13 protein-coding genes and 4 tRNA genes are annotated in these 16389 nt (G+C 54.6%); 16 read left to right on the top strand and 1 reads right to left on the bottom strand.

Translation table 11 applies throughout. The features are described from left to right. Positions 1–47 precede the first annotated feature (47 nt). The 16 genes from rho to IM273_RS19820 all read left to right on the top strand — a co-directional run bounded on the left by rho (position 48) and on the right by IM273_RS19820 (position 14535). A complete protein-coding gene (gene rho / locus IM273_RS19895) occupies positions 48–1307 on the top strand; it encodes a transcription termination factor Rho (RefSeq protein ID WP_008501566.1) in 1260 nt (419 codons plus the stop codon). Between the two features lie 242 nt (positions 1308–1549). Continuing rightward, positions 1550–2653, top strand: a complete 1104-nt coding sequence (gene wecA, locus IM273_RS19890) for a UDP-N-acetylglucosamine--undecaprenyl-phosphate N-acetylglucosaminephosphotransferase (RefSeq protein WP_048959810.1) — start codon at positions 1550–1552, stop codon at positions 2651–2653. A 13-nt stretch (positions 2654–2666) separates the two neighbouring features. Beyond that, positions 2667–3713: an ECA polysaccharide chain length modulation protein gene (gene wzzE, locus IM273_RS19885; protein WP_048959809.1), complete on the top strand. Its 1047-nt coding sequence runs from the start codon at positions 2667–2669 to the stop codon at positions 3711–3713. A gap of 56 nt (positions 3714–3769) precedes the next feature. Next, complete coding sequence (gene wecB / locus IM273_RS19880) at positions 3770–4900, top strand: non-hydrolyzing UDP-N-acetylglucosamine 2-epimerase (protein ID WP_065421998.1); 1131 nt, start codon at positions 3770–3772, stop codon at positions 4898–4900. After that, positions 4897–6159: a UDP-N-acetyl-D-mannosamine dehydrogenase gene (wecC, locus tag IM273_RS19875; protein WP_047366697.1), complete on the top strand. Its 1263-nt coding sequence runs from the start codon at positions 4897–4899 to the stop codon at positions 6157–6159. Before wecB ends, wecC begins: the two co-directional genes overlap by 4 nt. Continuing rightward, on the top strand, positions 6156–6833 hold the full coding sequence (rffC, locus tag IM273_RS19870; RefSeq protein ID WP_028014810.1) for a dTDP-4-amino-4,6-dideoxy-D-galactose acyltransferase: 678 nt from the start codon (positions 6156–6158) through the stop codon (positions 6831–6833). Before wecC ends, rffC begins: the two co-directional genes overlap by 4 nt. A gap of 4 nt (positions 6834–6837) precedes the next feature. After that, positions 6838–7968, top strand: coding sequence for a dTDP-4-amino-4,6-dideoxygalactose transaminase (rffA, locus tag IM273_RS19865; protein ID WP_041911819.1), 1131 nt, complete (start codon positions 6838–6840; stop codon positions 7966–7968). A gap of 1 nt (position 7969) precedes the next feature. Further along, a complete protein-coding gene (gene wzxE, locus IM273_RS19860) occupies positions 7970–9220 on the top strand; it encodes a lipid III flippase WzxE (RefSeq protein ID WP_045260999.1) in 1251 nt (416 codons plus the stop codon). Beyond that, positions 9217–10296: a TDP-N-acetylfucosamine:lipid II N-acetylfucosaminyltransferase gene (locus tag IM273_RS19855; RefSeq protein WP_193051435.1), complete on the top strand. Its 1080-nt coding sequence runs from the start codon at positions 9217–9219 to the stop codon at positions 10294–10296. Before wzxE ends, IM273_RS19855 begins: the two co-directional genes overlap by 4 nt. Then, the gene (wzyE, locus tag IM273_RS19850) at positions 10293–11645 is read left to right on the top strand and encodes an ECA oligosaccharide polymerase (protein ID WP_028014806.1); all 1353 of its coding nucleotides are present in this window, start codon (positions 10293–10295) and stop codon (positions 11643–11645) included. The genes IM273_RS19855 and wzyE overlap by 4 nt, the downstream gene beginning before the upstream one ends. A gap of 12 nt (positions 11646–11657) precedes the next feature. Beyond that, on the top strand, positions 11658–12398 hold the full coding sequence (gene wecG / locus IM273_RS19845; RefSeq protein WP_045631338.1) for a lipopolysaccharide N-acetylmannosaminouronosyltransferase: 741 nt from the start codon (positions 11658–11660) through the stop codon (positions 12396–12398). A 197-nt stretch (positions 12399–12595) separates the two neighbouring features. Next, positions 12596–13981, top strand: coding sequence for an amino acid permease (locus tag IM273_RS19840; protein WP_192972111.1), 1386 nt, complete (start codon positions 12596–12598; stop codon positions 13979–13981). Positions 13982–14083: 102 nt separating this feature from the next. Further along, a tRNA-Arg gene (locus tag IM273_RS19835) sits at positions 14084–14160 on the top strand. Between the two features lie 68 nt (positions 14161–14228). Continuing rightward, positions 14229–14304 (top strand) — tRNA-His (locus IM273_RS19830). Positions 14305–14325: 21 nt separating this feature from the next. Then, positions 14326–14412 (top strand) — tRNA-Leu (locus tag IM273_RS19825). 46 nt (positions 14413–14458) lie between these two features. Next, positions 14459–14535 (top strand) — tRNA-Pro (locus IM273_RS19820). A gap of 506 nt (positions 14536–15041) precedes the next feature. Here IM273_RS19820 and IM273_RS19815 read toward each other — a convergent pair. Further along, positions 15042–16250: an MFS transporter gene (locus IM273_RS19815; protein ID WP_193051437.1), complete on the bottom strand. Its 1209-nt coding sequence runs from the start codon at positions 16248–16250 to the stop codon at positions 15042–15044. Between the last annotated feature and the right edge of the window lie 139 nt (positions 16251–16389).

Here is a 16389-nt window from a genome sequence, read left to right as displayed (position 1 = left end):
CAACATTAAGTTCGAGAATCACTCCGAGTTTAAGAACCCACACCATTATGAATCTTACCGAATTAAAGAATACGCCGGTTTCTGAGCTGATCACTCTCGGCGAAAATATGGGACTGGAAAACCAGGCTCGTATGCGCAAGCAGGACATCATTTTCGCCATCCTGAAGCAGCACGCTAAGAGTGGCGAAGATATCTTTGGCGACGGTGTGCTGGAGATATTGCAAGACGGATTTGGTTTCCTCCGCTCTGCAGACAGCTCCTACCTCGCCGGCCCTGACGACATCTACGTATCCCCCAGCCAAATCCGCCGTTTCAACCTCCGCACTGGTGACACCATTTCAGGTAAGATTCGTCCTCCTAAAGAGGGTGAACGCTACTTTGCGCTGTTGAAAGTCAATGAAGTTAACTTCGATAAACCAGAAAACTCGCGTAACAAGATCCTCTTTGAGAACTTAACGCCTCTGCACGCGAACTCTCGCCTGCGCATGGAACGTGGTAACGGTTCTACCGAAGACTTAACCGCGCGCGTCCTGGATCTGGCATCGCCAATCGGTCGCGGCCAGCGTGGTCTGATTGTGGCCCCGCCAAAAGCGGGTAAAACCATGCTGCTGCAGAACATCGCGCAGAGCATTGCCTACAACCACCCAGACTGCGTGCTGATGGTGCTGCTGATTGACGAACGTCCGGAAGAAGTGACCGAGATGCAGCGTCTGGTTAAAGGTGAAGTGGTTGCTTCTACCTTCGACGAGCCAGCATCTCGCCACGTTCAGGTTGCGGAAATGGTTATCGAGAAGGCGAAACGCCTGGTTGAGCACAAGAAAGACGTGATCATCCTGCTTGACTCCATCACCCGTCTGGCGCGTGCCTACAACACCGTGGTGCCAGCTTCCGGTAAAGTGTTGACCGGTGGTGTGGACGCTAACGCCCTGCACCGTCCAAAACGCTTCTTCGGTGCGGCACGTAACGTGGAAGAGGGCGGCAGCCTGACCATCATCGCAACGGCGCTGATCGATACCGGCTCCAAAATGGACGAGGTTATCTACGAAGAGTTTAAAGGTACAGGTAACATGGAACTGCACCTCTCTCGTAAGATCGCTGAAAAACGTGTCTTCCCGGCTATCGACTACAACCGTTCCGGTACCCGTAAAGAAGAGCTGCTCACCACCCAGGAAGAGCTGCAGAAAATGTGGATCCTGCGCAAAATCATCCATCCAATGGGTGAAATTGACGCGATGGAGTTCCTCATTAACAAACTGGCGATGACCAAAACCAACGACGATTTCTTCGACATGATGAAGCGCTCGTAACGTAAATAAAGCCAGCGAACGCCACGTTTTTACGTGGCGTTTTTCTTTTGTGGACTATACGCTAGTATCGCCTACTCCCAATTTTGACCGGTCAGTGCGACAATAAGACCGTTTGTACAGTCAAAGTAATAATTGTTTGAAAAATATACAAAGGGAGTTGTAGGAAGCCATCTTTATTACTTCTGAGGTAATGGCTTCATGGTTATACTTCCGGGACTAACATTTGTTGAGAGCAATCCATTGTGAATCTATTCACCGCCGTTACTGAACTGATCAGCATTTTTTTATTCACAACCTGTTTTTTGTTCATCGCGCGCAAGGTGGCAAAAAGAATAGGGTTAGTGGATAAACCCAATTTTCGTAAACGCCATCAGGGGCTTATTCCTTTAGTTGGCGGGATTTCTGTATATGCAGGGATTTGTTTCACGTTTGGTATTGCTGATTATTATATTCCGCACGCCGCCCTCTACATTGCCTGTGCCGGCGTCCTGGTATTAATCGGGGCCCTGGATGACCGCTTCGATATCGCGGTAAAGATACGTGCCACCGTTCAGGCGGCCATTGGTGTGATTATGATGGTAGTCGGCGGGCTGTATCTGAGAAGCCTTGGCTATGTGTTTGGCCCCTGGGAATTAGTTCTGGGTCCCTTTGGCTTCTTCCTGACGCTTTTTGCCGTCTGGGCGGCGATTAATGCTTTCAATATGGTTGATGGTATCGACGGTCTGCTCGGTGGCTTGTCATCCGTATCGTTCGCCGCCATCGGCATTATTTTGTGGTTTGATGGTCAGTACAGCCTGGCAATGTGGTGTTTTGCCATGATTGCCGCCATCTTGCCTTATATCCTCTTAAACCTTGGCGCGCTGGGTCGTCGCTATAAAGTGTTTATGGGGGATGCGGGCAGTACGCTAATCGGTTTTACCGTTATCTGGATTTTGCTGGAAACCACACAAGGTCAAACTCACCCAATCAGCCCGGTAACCGCCCTGTGGATTATCGCCATTCCGTTAATGGATATGGTGGCGATTATGTACCGCCGTCTGCGTAAAGGGATGAGTCCTTTCTCTCCCGATCGTCAGCATATTCATCACCTCATCATGCGTGCCGGTTTTACTTCACGTCAGGCGTTTGTCCTGATTACTCTGGCCGCCGCGATTTTGGCCGCAATTGGTGTAGCTGCAGAATATTCTCATGTTATTCCTGAATGGGTAATGTTGGTATTATTCTTGCTAGCATTTTTCCTGTACGGCTACTGCATTAAGCGCGCATGGAAGGTGGCACGGTTCATTAAACGTCTTAAGCGCAGGATGCGTCGTAACAGTGCCAAAAACACAACATTAACTAAGTAAAACCGGGACTATGATGACTCAACCGTTGGCGGGAGCGAAATCAGTGGTAACAGAGAATGAACTGGACATTCGGGGTTTGTTTCGCGTGTTATGGGCAGGCAAACTTTGGATTGTGGGGATCGCGCTGGGGTTTGCACTGTTAGCGCTAGCCTACACGTTCTTTGCAAAACAGGAGTGGAGCGCCACGGCAATCACGGACAGACCCACGGTTAACATGCTCGGCGGGTACTACTCCCAGCAGCAGTTCCTGCGAAACCTGGATATTAAAGCCAGCCTTGCAACCCCGGACCAGGCTTCCGTAATGGATGAGGCCTACAAAGAGTTTGTAATGCAGCTGGCCTCGTGGGATACGCGCCGCGATTTCTGGTCCCAGACGGATTACTACAAGCAGCGTCGGGTTGATAACACCAAAGCCGATGCCGCGCTGCTGGACGATCTGATTAACAATATTCAGTTCATGCCGGGCGACGTGCTGCGTAACGTCAACGACAGCGTCAAGCTGATTGCCGAAACCGCGCCGGATGCAAACAACCTGTTGCGCCAGTACGTCGCGTTTGCCAGCCAGCGTGCCGCAAGCCATTTGAATGAAGAGCTTAAAGGCGCCTGGGCAGCCCGCACTATCCAGATGAAGGCGCAGGTCAAACGTCAGGAAGAGGTGGCAAACGCCATTTTTGCGCGCCGCGTGCATAATATTCAGCAGGCGCTGAAAATTGCGGAGCAGCACAACATTTCCCGCACTGAGACGGATGTTCCGGCTGATGAATTGCCTGATTCTGAAATGTTCCTTCTTGGTCGCCCAATGCTGCAGGCGCGTCTGGAAAACCTGCAGGCCGTTGGGCCTGATTTTGATCTCGACTACGATCAAAACCGCGCGATGCTTAACACGCTTAATGTCGGTCCCTCCCTGGACCCGCGTTTTCAGACCTATCGTTATTTGAGAACGCCTGAAGAACCTGTAAAACGCGATAGTCCGCGTCGTGCATTCCTGATGATCATGTGGGGGATTGTGGGCGCACTGACGGGCGCTGGCGTGGCGTTAACGCGTCGTCGCACAAACTAAGATCGCCGTCTACGATGAAGGCTGCGGCCTTCATCGCCTAATCGAAGAGAATCGATGTGAAAGTACTTACCGTATTTGGCACCAGGCCGGAGGCCATTAAGATGGCGCCTCTGGTTCATGCGCTGGCCAGCGATCCTGATATTGAAGCGAAGGTTTGCGTCACGGCTCAGCACCGTGAGATGCTCGATCAGGTCCTAACCCTCTTTTCCATCGTCCCGGATTACGACCTCAATATTATGAAGCCAGGACAAGGGTTGACGGAAATAACCTGCCGCATTCTGCAAGAGCTCAAACCGATCCTAGAGTCATTCAAGCCCGACGTCGTGCTGGTGCACGGGGATACCACGACGACGATGGCAACAAGCCTGGCCGCGTTTTACCAGCGTATTCCCGTCGGCCATGTTGAAGCGGGTCTGCGCACCGGCAATCTTTATTCTCCGTGGCCGGAAGAGGCCAACCGTACGCTTACCGGGCATCTGGCGATGTACCATTTTGCGCCAACCGAGAACTCTCGCCAGAACCTGCTGCGTGAAAATGTCGCCGATAACAACATCTTTGTTACCGGCAATACGGTCATTGACGCGTTGATTTGGGTACGCGATCGCGTGCTGGCAAACAGCGATCTGCAGAAAGAACTCGCTGCCCGCTATCCTTTCCTGAATAACGGCAAAAAAACCATTCTGGTCACTGGCCACCGTCGCGAAAGCTTTGGTCGGGGCTTTGAGCAAATCTGTCACGCGCTGGCTGAAATCGCCGCGCAGAACGACGATGTGCAAATTGTCTATCCGGTACACCTTAACCCTAACGTCAGCGAGCCGGTCAACCGCATCCTGGGCCACGTCGAAAACGTCCTGCTGATTGAACCGCAGGACTACATGCCATTTGTCTGGCTGATGAACCACGCCTGGCTGATCCTCACCGATTCCGGTGGGATTCAGGAAGAAGCGCCCTCTCTTGGCAAGCCGGTGCTGGTGATGCGTGAAACCACTGAACGTCCGGAAGCGGTTAAAGCCGGGACAGTGCGTCTTGTCGGCACCAACGCACAGCTCATCGTCGAAGAGGTCACGCGCCTTCTGCACGATGATGAAGCGTATCAGGCGATGAGCCGGGCCCACAATCCCTACGGAGACGGGCAGGCTTGTGGCCGTATTTTGCAAGCACTTAAACACAATCGGGTATCTCTATGAGTTTTACTACCATCTCTGTCATTGGTCTTGGCTACATTGGCCTGCCTACTGCGGCGGCATTCGCCTCCCGTCAAAAGCAGGTTGTTGGTGTGGATATCAACGCACGTGCGGTAGAAACCATTAATCGTGGCGAAATTCATATTGTGGAGCCCGATCTTGACCGCGTGGTGAAAGAGGCGGTTGATGGCGGCTTCCTGCGCGCCAGCACGACGCCAGTGGAAGCGGATGCCTACCTGATAGCCGTTCCAACGCCCTTTAAAGGCGACCACGAGCCCGATATGGTCTACGTCGAGGCGGCGGCAAAATCTATTGCCCCCGTGCTGAAGAAAGGGGCGCTGGTAATTCTGGAGTCGACTTCTCCCGTCGGCGCTACCGAGCAGATGGCGCAGTGGCTGGCCGATGCGCGTCCTGATTTACGCTTCCCACAGCAGGCCGGTGAGCAGGCGGATATCAACATCGCCTACTGCCCGGAGCGCGTGCTGCCGGGGCAGGTAATGGTCGAACTGATTAAAAACGACCGGGTGATAGGCGGCATGACGCCGGTCTGTTCTGAACGTGCCAGCGCGCTGTACAAGATTTTCCTGGAAGGCGAATGCGTGGTAACCAACTCCCGCACCGCCGAGATGTGCAAGCTGACGGAAAACAGCTTCCGTGACGTTAACATCGCCTTCGCAAACGAACTGTCGCTGATCTGTGCCGATCAGGGGATTAACGTCTGGGAGTTAATCCGCCTGGCGAATCGCCATCCGCGCGTCAACATTCTCCAGCCTGGCCCAGGGGTAGGCGGTCACTGTATCGCCGTCGATCCGTGGTTTATTGTGGCGCAGAACCCGGCGCAGGCGCGTCTGATTCGCACCGCGCGTGAAGTGAACGATAGCAAACCTCACTGGGTGCTCAACCAGGTTAAAGCGACGGTAGCGGATTGTCTGGCAGAGAGCGGCAAGCGCGCCAGCGAGCTGAAAATTGCCTGCTTTGGTCTGGCATTTAAACCCAATATTGACGATCTGCGCGAAAGCCCGGCGATGGAAATTGCTGAGATGATTGCCGAATGGCATAAGGGCGAAACGCTGGTGGTCGAGCCAAATATTCATGAACTGCCGGCAAAACTGGCGGGGCACTGCACGCTGACGGCGCTGGATGACGCGCTGGCGACAGCGGATGTGCTGGTGCTGCTGGTGGACCATAAAGAGTTTAAAGCGACGTCCGGTGACGCGGTGCGTCAGCAGTATGTGGTTGATACCAAAGGCGTCTGGCGTTGAGTGCACTCCACGGCGTGCTGGAATCCCTTGAGTGGGAAAGCGCATTTTTTGCCCGTCCCTCGGCGATAGTCCGCTGGCGCGAGAATGCGCCCGCCCTGCAGGAAGTGGACTTCAGCGCCTGGCAGCGCGTGCAGGCTAAGATCCCGGCGGACCGTGCCGACCTGCTTGACGCGCTCCAGCAACACGGTTTTCAGCTGGTTGAAGGCGAGGTAGACCTTTCCATCACCCTCACCCGGCACGATGCGTCCGGCGCGGAAATTGCAACGGAACAGGACATTCCTGTGCTGCGCCAGATGGCGGCCCGGGCGTTTGCGCAAAGCCGCTTTCGCACGCCCTGGTATGCGCCTGACGATAGCGGACGTTTCTATGCCCAGTGGGTAGAGAATGCGGTCAAAGGTACCTTTGACCACGTCTGCCTGATTTTCCGTGCAGCGAACGGTCAGATTCAGGGATTTGTCTCGCTGCGCAAGCTTAACAAGCGCGAGGCGCGTATTGGCTTATTAGCCGGGCGCGGCATGGGGGAGAAACTCATGCAGGCGGCGCTGCACTGGGCGCAGCTGCAACAGGTTGAGACGCTGCGGGTGGCGACCCAGGTGGGCAACACCGCCGCGCTTAAACGTTATATTGCGAGTGGTGCCAACATCGACGCCACCGCCTACTGGTTATACAGGTGACAAGATGATTCCATTTAACGCACCACCCGTCGTGGGAACCGAGCTCGACTATATGCAGTCTGCCATGGGCAGCGGCAAACTCTGCGGTGACGGCGGTTTTACCCGTCGCTGTCAGCAGTGGATGGAACAGCGTTTTCGCAGTGCTAAAGTGCTGCTGACCCCGTCCTGCACGGCATCGCTGGAAATGGCGGCCCTGCTGCTGGATATCCAGCCCGGCGATGAAGTGATCATGCCGAGCTATACCTTCGTTTCCACGGCGAACGCGTTTGTCCTGCGCGGAGCGAAAATCGTCTTTGTGGATATCCGCCCGGACACCATGAACATTGATGAGACGCTGATTGAAGCGGCGATCACCGACAAAACACGTGCGATTGTGCCGGTTCACTACGCGGGCGTGGCCTGTGAAATGGACACCATCATGGCAATCGCCAAAAAGCACAACCTGTTTGTGGTAGAAGATGCCGCGCAGGGCGTGATGTCCACCTACAAGGGGCGCGCGCTGGGCACTATCGGCCACATCGGCTGCTTTAGCTTCCACGAAACGAAAAACTACACGGCGGGTGGCGAAGGCGGTGCGACGTTGATTAACGATCGTGCCTTGGTTGAGCGTGCGGAAGTGATCCGTGAAAAAGGCACCAACCGCAGCCAGTTCTTCCGCGGCCAGGTCGACAAATACACCTGGCGCGATATTGGCTCCAGCTATCTGATGGCGGATCTGCAGGCGGCTTACCTGTGGGCGCAGCTGGAAGCAGCAGAGCGAATTAATCTCCAGCGCCTGTCCCTGTGGCAAACCTATTACGATGCGCTTGAGCCGCTTGCAAAAGCCGGACGCATTGAGCTGCCAACGATTCCGGCCGATTGCGTCCACAACGCCCACATGTTTTACATCAAGCTGCGCGATAACGACGATCGCAGCCAGCTCATCGCCTGGCTGAAAGAGGCCGAAATTATGGCGGTCTTCCACTATATTCCGCTGCACTCCAGCCCGGCGGGCGAAGCGTTTGGGATGTTCGCAGGGGAAGACCGTTACACCACGAAAGAAAGTGAGCGCTTGCTTCGCCTGCCACTGTTCTTCAACCTCGCGCCAGTTAACCAGCGTACGGTGATCAATACCCTTCTGAGCTATTTCGGCTGATATGTCTCTGGCAAAAGCATCGGTGTGGACCGCCGCGTCCACGCTTGTAAAAATTGGTGCCGGACTGCTGGTCGTCAAGCTGCTGGCCGTCTCATTCGGCCCCTCAGGCGTCGGGCTGGCGGGCAACTTCCGCCAGCTTGTTACCGTCCTTGGGGTGCTGGCCGGTGCCGGGATCTTCAACGGCGTGACCAAATACGTTGCTCAGTATCATGATGATGCGGCCCAGCTTCGCAGGGTAGTGGGCACCGCGTCGGCAATGGTCACGGGCTTTTCGACCCTGCTGGCGATTGTGTTTCTGCTAGCCGCAGCGCCCATTAGCCAGGGATTGTTCGGGCACACCCATTATCAGGGACTGGTGCGTCTGGTCGCGCTGGTCCAGATGGGCATTGCCTGGGCTAACCTGCTGCTGGCGCTGATGAAAGGTTTTCGCGATGCAGCCGGGAACGCGCTTGCGCTCATCCTGGGTAGCGTCATCGGCGTGATTGCCTATTATTTCTGCTACCGCCTGGGGGGCTATGAAGGCGCACTGCTTGGGCTGGCGCTGGTTCCGGCACTGGTTGTTGTGCCTGCGGCGTTCATGCTGATGCGCCAGGGCGTTATCCCTCTGAGCTACCTGAAACCGCAATGGGACAAGGTGCTTGCCAGCCAGCTGGGTAAGTTTACCCTGATGGCGCTCATTACTTCCGTCACGCTGCCGGTGGCTTACGTGATGATGCGAAACCTGCTGGCGGCGCATTACAGCTGGGATGAGGTAGGGATCTGGCAGGGCGTAAGCAGTATTTCCGATGCTTACCTCCAGTTTATAACGGCTTCCTTTAGCGTTTATTTGCTGCCAACCTTATCGCGTCTGACGTCCAGGCAGGATATTACCCGCGAAATTTTCCGCTCCCTGCGTTTTGTATTACCCGCAGTGGCGGCGGCCAGTTTGACCGTCTGGTTATTGCGTGATGTCGCCATCTGGCTGCTGTTCTCGGCGAAGTTTACCGCCATGCGCGATCTTTTTGCCTGGCAACTGGTGGGTGATGTGCTGAAAGTGGGGGCTTACGTTTTCGGCTATCTGGTGATTGCGAAAGCCTCGCTGCGGCTGTATATCCTCGCGGAGGTTAGCCAGTTTGCATTGCTGACAGCATTTTCGCACTGGCTGATACCCGCGCACGGTGCGCTGGGGGCGGCTCAGGCCTACATGGCAACCTATATCGTTTATTTCGCTGCCTGCTGCGGCGTATTTTTATTGTGGCGTAAACGCGCATGACTGCACTGATTCACATCCTGGGATCGGATATCCCACACCATAACCAGACCGTTTTGCGGTTCTTCAACGACGAGCTGGCATCGGGCAATCCTGATGCGCGCGAGTTTATGGTTGCAGGTCAGGATAATGGCCTGAGCGCGGCGTTTCCGGCGCTGACAATCACCTTCTGGCCGGATAAAGCTAGCCTGGCGAAGGCGGTTATTGCCAAAGCCAAAGCGGATCGTGAGCAACGTTTCTTTTTCCACGGGCAGTTCAATACCGGCCTGTGGCTGGCTCTGCTCAGCGGGGGAATTAAACCCTCCCAGTGCAGCTGGCATATCTGGGGAGCCGATCTCTACGAAGTCTCGCGCGGCTGGAAATTCCGTCTTTTCTATCCGCTGCGTCGCATGGCGCAGGGAAGGGTGGGCCGCGTTTTTGCCACCCGTGGCGATCTGAATTATTTTGCGAAGCAGCACCCTAACGTGCGCGGTGAGCTACTCTATTTCCCAACCCGTATGGATCCGGCGCTGAACACCATGGCGAATGACGCGGTTCGCGAAGGCAAGCTGACGGTGCTGGTGGGGAATTCCGGCGACCGCAGTAACGAACATGTCGCCGCGCTCCGGGCGGTACACCAGCAGTTTGGCGACACGGTGAACGTGGTGGTGCCGATGGGTTATCCGGCCAACAACGACGCCTACATTGATGAGGTTCGCCAGCAGGGGCTTGCGTTATTCAGCGAAGAAAATCTGCACATTCTCAGCGAAAAGCTGGAGTTTGATGACTATCTTGCGCTACTGCGAAAATGCGATCTGGGCTATTTCATCTTTGCTCGCCAGCAGGGGATTGGTACGCTGTGCCTGCTGATTCAGGCGGGTGTACCGTGCGTGCTTAATCGTGAAAACCCGTTCTGGCAGGACATGGCCGTGCAGCATATTCCGGTGTTGTTCACCTCAGACGCGCTGAATGTCGAAGTGGTACGTGAAGCACAACGCCAGCTCACGCTGGTGGATAAAAATAGCATCGACTTTTTCAGCCCGAATTACCTCACGCCGTGGCACCGCGCGCTGCGTATCGCTTCAGGAGACAACGCATGAGTCAGTTGCAGTTTAGCGGCTTACTGGTTGTCTGGCTTCTGAGCACGCTATTTATCGCCACGCTCACCTGGTTTGAGTTCCGCCGGGTGCGCTTCAACTTTAACGTGTTCTTCTCGTTGCTGTTTCTGCTGACCTTCTTTTTCGGCTTCCCGCTGACCAGCATTCTGGTCTTCCGTTTTGACGTGAGCGTCGCGCCGCCGGAAATTCTTCTCCAGGCCCTGCTGGCGGCGACCTGCTTCTATGGTGTTTACTACGTCACCTATAAAACGCGTCTGCGACCAGCGCAGGCCGCTGCCCCGCGTCGGGCGCTCTTTACCATGAACCGGGTGGAGACCCATCTGACGTGGGTGATGCTCATGACGATCGCCCTGGTCAGTGTCGGCATCTTCTTCATGCATAACGGCTTCCTGCTGTTTAAGCTCCACTCCTACAGCCAGATTTTTTCGGCTGAAGTCTCAGGCGTGGCGCTTAAGCGATTCTTCTATTTCTTCATCCCGGCGATGCTGGTGATCTTCTTCCTTCGCCAGGACAGCAAGGCATGGCTGTTCTTCCTGGTCAGTACGGTTGCGTTCGGTATCCTGACCTACATGATCGTGGGCGGTACGCGTGCCAACATTATCATCGCTTTCGCTATCTTCCTGTTCATCGGCATCATCCGCGGCTGGATCTCGCTGTGGATGCTGGTTGCGGCAGGGGTATTTGGCATTGTGGGGATGTTCTGGCTGGCGCTGAAGCGCTACGGGATGAACGTGGCGGGCGACGAGGCGTTTTACACGTTCCTCTACCTGACGCGCGACACCTTCTCGCCGTGGGAAAACCTGGCATTGTTGCTGCAAAACTACGACAAGATTGATTTCCAGGGGCTGGCGCCGATTGTGCGCGATTTCTACGTCTTTATCCCGAGCTGGCTCTGGCCGGACCGCCCTGGCGTAGTACTCAATACCGCGAACTATTTTACCTGGGAAGTGCTGAACAACCATTCGGGCCTGGCGATCTCGCCAACCTTGATTGGTTCCCTGGTGGTTATGGGGGGAGGCTGGTTTATCCTGCCGGGCGCGTTTGTCGTAGGGTTGATTATTAAGTGGTTTGACTGGCTTTACGTGCGCGGTAACGAAGAGACCAACCGCTATAAAGCGGCCATTTTGCACAGTTTCTGCTTTGGTGCCATTTTCAATATGATCGTTCTGGCGCGCGAGGGGCTGGACTCGTTCGTTTCGCGCGTGGTGTTCTTCATGGTCGTTTTTGGCATCTGCCTGTTACTGGCCAAACTGTTGTACTGGCTGTTCGACAGCGCAGGGCTTGTGCACAAGCGCGAGCCACAGGGCAGCACAACGCTGTCGCAAGTCTGAGTAGGGAAAGTAATGACTGATAAAACTTCTGCACCGCGCTATGCGCTTCGTGGTTTGCAGCTGATTGGCTGGCGCGACATGCAGCACGCGCTGGATTTTCTGTTCGCCGATGGTCAGATGAAATCCGGTACGCTGGTCGCTATCAATGCGGAAAAGATGCTGGCGGTGGAAGATAACGCCGAAGTCAAAAGCCTGATAGAAGCAGCTGAATTTAAATACGCGGACGGTATCAGCGTGGTCCGCTCTATCCGTAAAAAATATCCTGACGCTAATGTATCTCGCGTGGCGGGTGCCGATCTCTGGGAACAGCTTATGGCCCGCGCTGGTGCGGAGGGTACGCCGGTGTTCCTGATTGGCGGTAAGCCTGAGGTGCTGGCCGAGACCGAAGAGAAACTGCGTCGTCAATGGAATGTTAATATTGTTGGTAGCCAGAATGGTTACTTCAAGCCTGAAGACCAGCAGGCTTTGTTTGCCCGCGTGCGCGACAGCGGGGCAAAAATCGTCACCGTGGCGATGGGGTCCCCGCGCCAGGAGATCCTGATGCGCGACTGCCGTCTGGTCTGCCCGGATGCGCTTTATATGGGCGTCGGCGGCACCTACGATGTCTTTACCGGCCACGTGAAGCGCGCGCCGAAGATTTGGCAAAATATGGGGCTGGAGTGGCTCTACCGCCTGCTCTCCCAACCCACCCGCATTAAACGACAGATTCGACTGCTTCGCTACCTCACCTGGCACTATACCGGTAAAATGTAATCAAAATGTAGCGCGATATGCTGTTCGCGCTGCAACTCACCTGCAAAACTGCCGATAATTTGTGCAATGCATTCATTTTTTTAATGCATCGTTTGCCATTTGGCCGATTTTAAGAAACCATTCGCACCGTATTTTAGTACCCCTAAAAAACAATAACCGGTATTAAGCCGGGAAACAGCAAACACAATCGAGGATCTATGGCAGAGAAAAAACCGGAGCTACAGCGTGGGCTGGAAGCTCGTCATATTGAACTGATAGCGCTGGGCGGCACTATCGGCGTGGGCCTGTTTATGGGCTCCGCAAGTACGCTCAAATGGGCAGGCCCTTCCGTATTACTGGCGTATATTATCGCCGGGCTGTTTGTTTTCTTCATCATGCGCTCAATGGGCGAAATGCTCTTCCTGGAGCCGGTAACCGGTTCCTTCGCCGTTTACGCGCATCGTTATATGAGCCCGTTCTTTGGCTACCTGACGGCCTGGTCATACTGGTTTATGTGGATGGCGGTGGGCATCTCTGAAATCACCGCGATAGGGGTCTACGTCCAGTTCTGGTTCCCGGACATGGTCCAGTGGATACCGGCACTCATTGCCGTGGGGCTGGTGGCGCTGGCAAACCTGGCCGCCGTGCGCCTTTACGGTGAAATTGAGTTCTGGTTCGCAATGATCAAAGTCACCACGATTATCGTGATGATTGTCGTCGGCCTGGGCGTGATTTTCTTCGGCTTTGGCAACGGTGGACACGCTATCGGCTTTGGCAACCTGACCGAGAACGGCGGCTTTTTCGCTGGCGGCTGGAAGGGCTTCCTGACGGCGCTATGTATCGTTGTGGCCTCGTATCAGGGCGTGGAGCTGATCGGTATTACTGCCGGTGAAGCGAAAAACCCGCAGGTCACGCTGCGTAGCGCGGTAGGCAAAGTGCTGTGGCGTATCCTGATTTTCTATGTGGGTGCAATCTTCGTTATCGTAACCATCTTCCCGTGGAACGAAATTGGCACGACCGGCAGCCCGTTTGTTTTAACCTTCGCCAAAATTGGTATCACGGCGGCGGCAGGTATCATCAACTTTGTGGTCCTGACGGCAGCGCTTTCAGGCTGTAACAGCGGGATGTACAGCTGTGGCCGTATGCTCTACGCGCTCTCGAAAAATAACCAGCTGCCTGCGGCAATGAGTAAAGTCTCACGTGCTGGCGTGCCGGTAGCGGGCGTGGCGGTCTCGATCGTCATCCTGCTGATTGGCTCCTGCCTGAATTACATCATCCCTAATCCGCAGCGCGTGTTTGTTTATGTCTACAGCGCCAGCGTGCTGCCGGGCATGGTGCCGTGGTTTGTTATTCTCATCAGCCAGCTGCGTTTTCGCCATGCGCATAAAAAAGCGATCGCCAGCCATCCGTTCCGCTCGATCCTTTTCCCGTATGCGAACTATTTGACGATGGCGTTCCTGATTTGCGTATTAATTGGAATGTACTTTAATGAAGATACCCGCATGTCGCTGTTTGTCGGGCTGATCTTCCTGGCGGCAGTGACGGCCGCGTATAAGCTTTTTGGCCTGGGTCGCCGTGCCACCACGCAGAAAGTGGAGGAATAAGCGGCAAAATGTGCAAACCATAACCAAACGCGCATTTTTTTCAAAAAAGCACTAGACAGCGGGGACGGAGGTACGTAATATCCAGCCCCGCAACGGCGCTAAGCGCCCGTAGCTCAGCTGGATAGAGCGCTGCCCTCCGGAGGCAGAGGTCTCAGGTTCGAATCCTGTCGGGCGCGCCATTTTAGTTCCCGGCGCTAGAGCTGCGGTGGTCTGAGAAGTAGTCAGTACCGCGTGAAAGAATACAGTGGTGGCTATAGCTCAGTTGGTAGAGCCCTGGATTGTGATTCCAGTTGTCGTGGGTTCGAATCCCATTAGCCACCCCATTATTGAAAGAGTTGTGAATTGCGAAGGTGGCGGAATTGGTAGACGCGCTAGCTTCAGGTGTTAGTGTCCTTACGGATGTGGGGGTTCGAGTCCCCCCCCTCGCACCACGACTTTTTAAATGAATTGAACTAAAAATTCAAAAAAGCAGTACATCGGCGAGTAGCGCAGCTTGGTAGCGCAACTGGTTTGGGACCAGTGGGTCGGAGGTTCGAATCCTCTCTCGCCGACCAATTTTGAACCCCGCTTCGGCGGGGTTTTTTGTTTTCTGTAAGTTTTCTCCCCTGTCGTGATCTCCAGAGAATACCCTTTATCATTGTCGCGATTCAGTGACATGCAAGCCATTGAAAATAAAATAAATAATTATTTATGGGATTTACTGTCTCTTCCTGGCGACATATTTCTGCTTTTGCCGATACGCTATGAAGCTTCAGAGGCTACTTAACAGCATAATTTCCTTTTATCTTAAAATGTTGCGCCATGTAAAAGTTCTGCGTGTAAATCTGGCACGTAACGTGCAATAATATACGCGTAGATGCTCATTCCATCTCTTATGTTCGCCTTAGTGCCTCATAAACTCAGGAATGACGCAGAGCCATTTACGGTGCTTATCGTCCACTGACAGATGTCGCTTCGGCCTCATCAGACACCATGGACATAACGTTGAGTGAAGCACCAAATATGTTGTCTTACAGACCTGTTTTAACGCCTGCTTTTATAGCAGGCGTTTTTTTATGTCTTATTCCCGATACCCACGCATGATCAGGGCGACCAACAGCAGGGCGGCTGACGAGACCGTATAGAGCGCCAGCACTGAGCCAAGCCCAACAGCCACTATCGCTGTAATGCCGGTGAAAAGCGAGGCGCTGAGCGTTTGCCAGCGCCAGGCTTTACCGCTGGCTGACGCGGTTTGCGTGATATGAAAACTGCTGAGTACGCCAAACGTGCCGGCTGCGAAGAGAACGTTTGAGGCCAGATGCGCGATAAAGATTATCCCCAGCGCACATGCCATCCACCCGGATAACAACGGCAGCATTCCATAAGCGGCAAGAAAAATACCGAGACAAACGATGATTCGCGGCGTGTGGACGGCAAAGCGCGTCAGGCTCTCTTTTTTTAGCAGCATGGGGCCGCAAAGTTGTCCCATGCTCCTTGCGAAAAGCAGAGGCAGAGCAAGGCCCGCCGCATCCTGAGGATGGAGCTGCTGCGCCAGGGCCGGAAGTAGCGCCATAGCCGGTGAGCCGACGGCCGCCAGCGCCGGCAAAATGAGCAGGCTGCGCTTTTGCCGAACGGTCAACGTCCGCCAGCGCAGTGGCGCGGGGGCTGCCTCTTCACCGGGGAGAGGTAGCAATGGCGCAGAAAACCGGCGCCCAGCCAGCCACAGCAGCAGCGACCCGAGAAAACTGGCGGCATCAATAGCCAGCAAGGTAAACACGGAGGTCTGCTTGAATAGCACCACGCCGAGTCCAGTACCTAATAACACCTGAGAAGCAAAAATCACATTTTCCAGACAGGTCGCAGCAGGCAGCTCTGTTTCGCTAAGTCCGCGTTTAAAGAGCAATGTCAGCGCGGGCCAGCTCATCCCGCTGAGCAGCGCTTCGGTGGATTGCACGGCGAGTAGCGAGGCAATGCTGTGATAACCCGCACCGAGCAGGGGGAAGAGTAGGGCGAACAATCCCAGCCCCTCGGTCAGTATCAGCAGGAATACTGGAGAATAGCGCGAGCACAGCTTTTCGCCGATCGCGCTGCCGATGAATCCCGGAACCGTTGCGAAAAGAAAAGCGAGGGTGAGCAGGGCGGGCGGAGCCGACCACGCTAACAGTAAACCAAAGACCACGACCTGGGTTAAACCATTTCCCAGCGAAGAAAAGATAAAAGCACAGGCAAGCAGGCGCAGCCAGCGGTGGCAGCGCAGCGCTTTAATAAGCGCATACAAAAGCGAGTTCATGAAGATTTCCTTTCAAAAACGATTTAATCCACGCTGCAGAAAGTGCGCGTGTGTGAAAAAAGGTTAATGAAAAGACATCGTTACATTGGCGGGTTCGTTTGCAGATGTGGGTGTAAAGAATGTAGCAGGAGAAAGGCGA

Source organism: Enterobacter cloacae complex sp. P13B (genome assembly GCF_014895915.1).
In the GTDB taxonomy this organism is placed as follows: Bacteria; Pseudomonadota; Gammaproteobacteria; order Enterobacterales; family Enterobacteriaceae; genus Enterobacter; species Enterobacter bugandensis.
This window is presented reverse-complemented; position numbering and strand designations above follow the sequence as displayed.

Excerpts from the sequence above, each read along its gene's own strand:
- rho (WP_008501566.1), top strand. The coding sequence starts at position 48 with ATGAATCTTACCGAATTAAAGAATACGCCGGTTTCTGAGCTGATCACT.
- wzzE (WP_048959809.1), top strand. The coding sequence starts at position 2,667 with ATGACTCAACCGTTGGCGGGAGCGAAATCAGTGGTAACAGAGAATGAA.
- wecC (WP_047366697.1), top strand. The coding sequence starts at position 4,897 with ATGAGTTTTACTACCATCTCTGTCATTGGTCTTGGCTACATTGGCCTG.
- rffA (WP_041911819.1), top strand. The coding sequence starts at position 6,838 with ATGATTCCATTTAACGCACCACCCGTCGTGGGAACCGAGCTCGACTAT.
- wzxE (WP_045260999.1), top strand. The coding sequence starts at position 7,970 with ATGTCTCTGGCAAAAGCATCGGTGTGGACCGCCGCGTCCACGCTTGTA.
- IM273_RS19855 (WP_193051435.1), top strand. The coding sequence starts at position 9,217 with ATGACTGCACTGATTCACATCCTGGGATCGGATATCCCACACCATAAC.
- wzyE (WP_028014806.1), top strand. The coding sequence starts at position 10,293 with ATGAGTCAGTTGCAGTTTAGCGGCTTACTGGTTGTCTGGCTTCTGAGC.
- wecG (WP_045631338.1), top strand. The coding sequence starts at position 11,658 with ATGACTGATAAAACTTCTGCACCGCGCTATGCGCTTCGTGGTTTGCAG.
- IM273_RS19840 (WP_192972111.1), top strand. The coding sequence starts at position 12,596 with ATGGCAGAGAAAAAACCGGAGCTACAGCGTGGGCTGGAAGCTCGTCAT.
- IM273_RS19815 (WP_193051437.1), bottom strand. The coding sequence starts at position 16,250 with ATGAACTCGCTTTTGTATGCGCTTATTAAAGCGCTGCGCTGCCACCGC.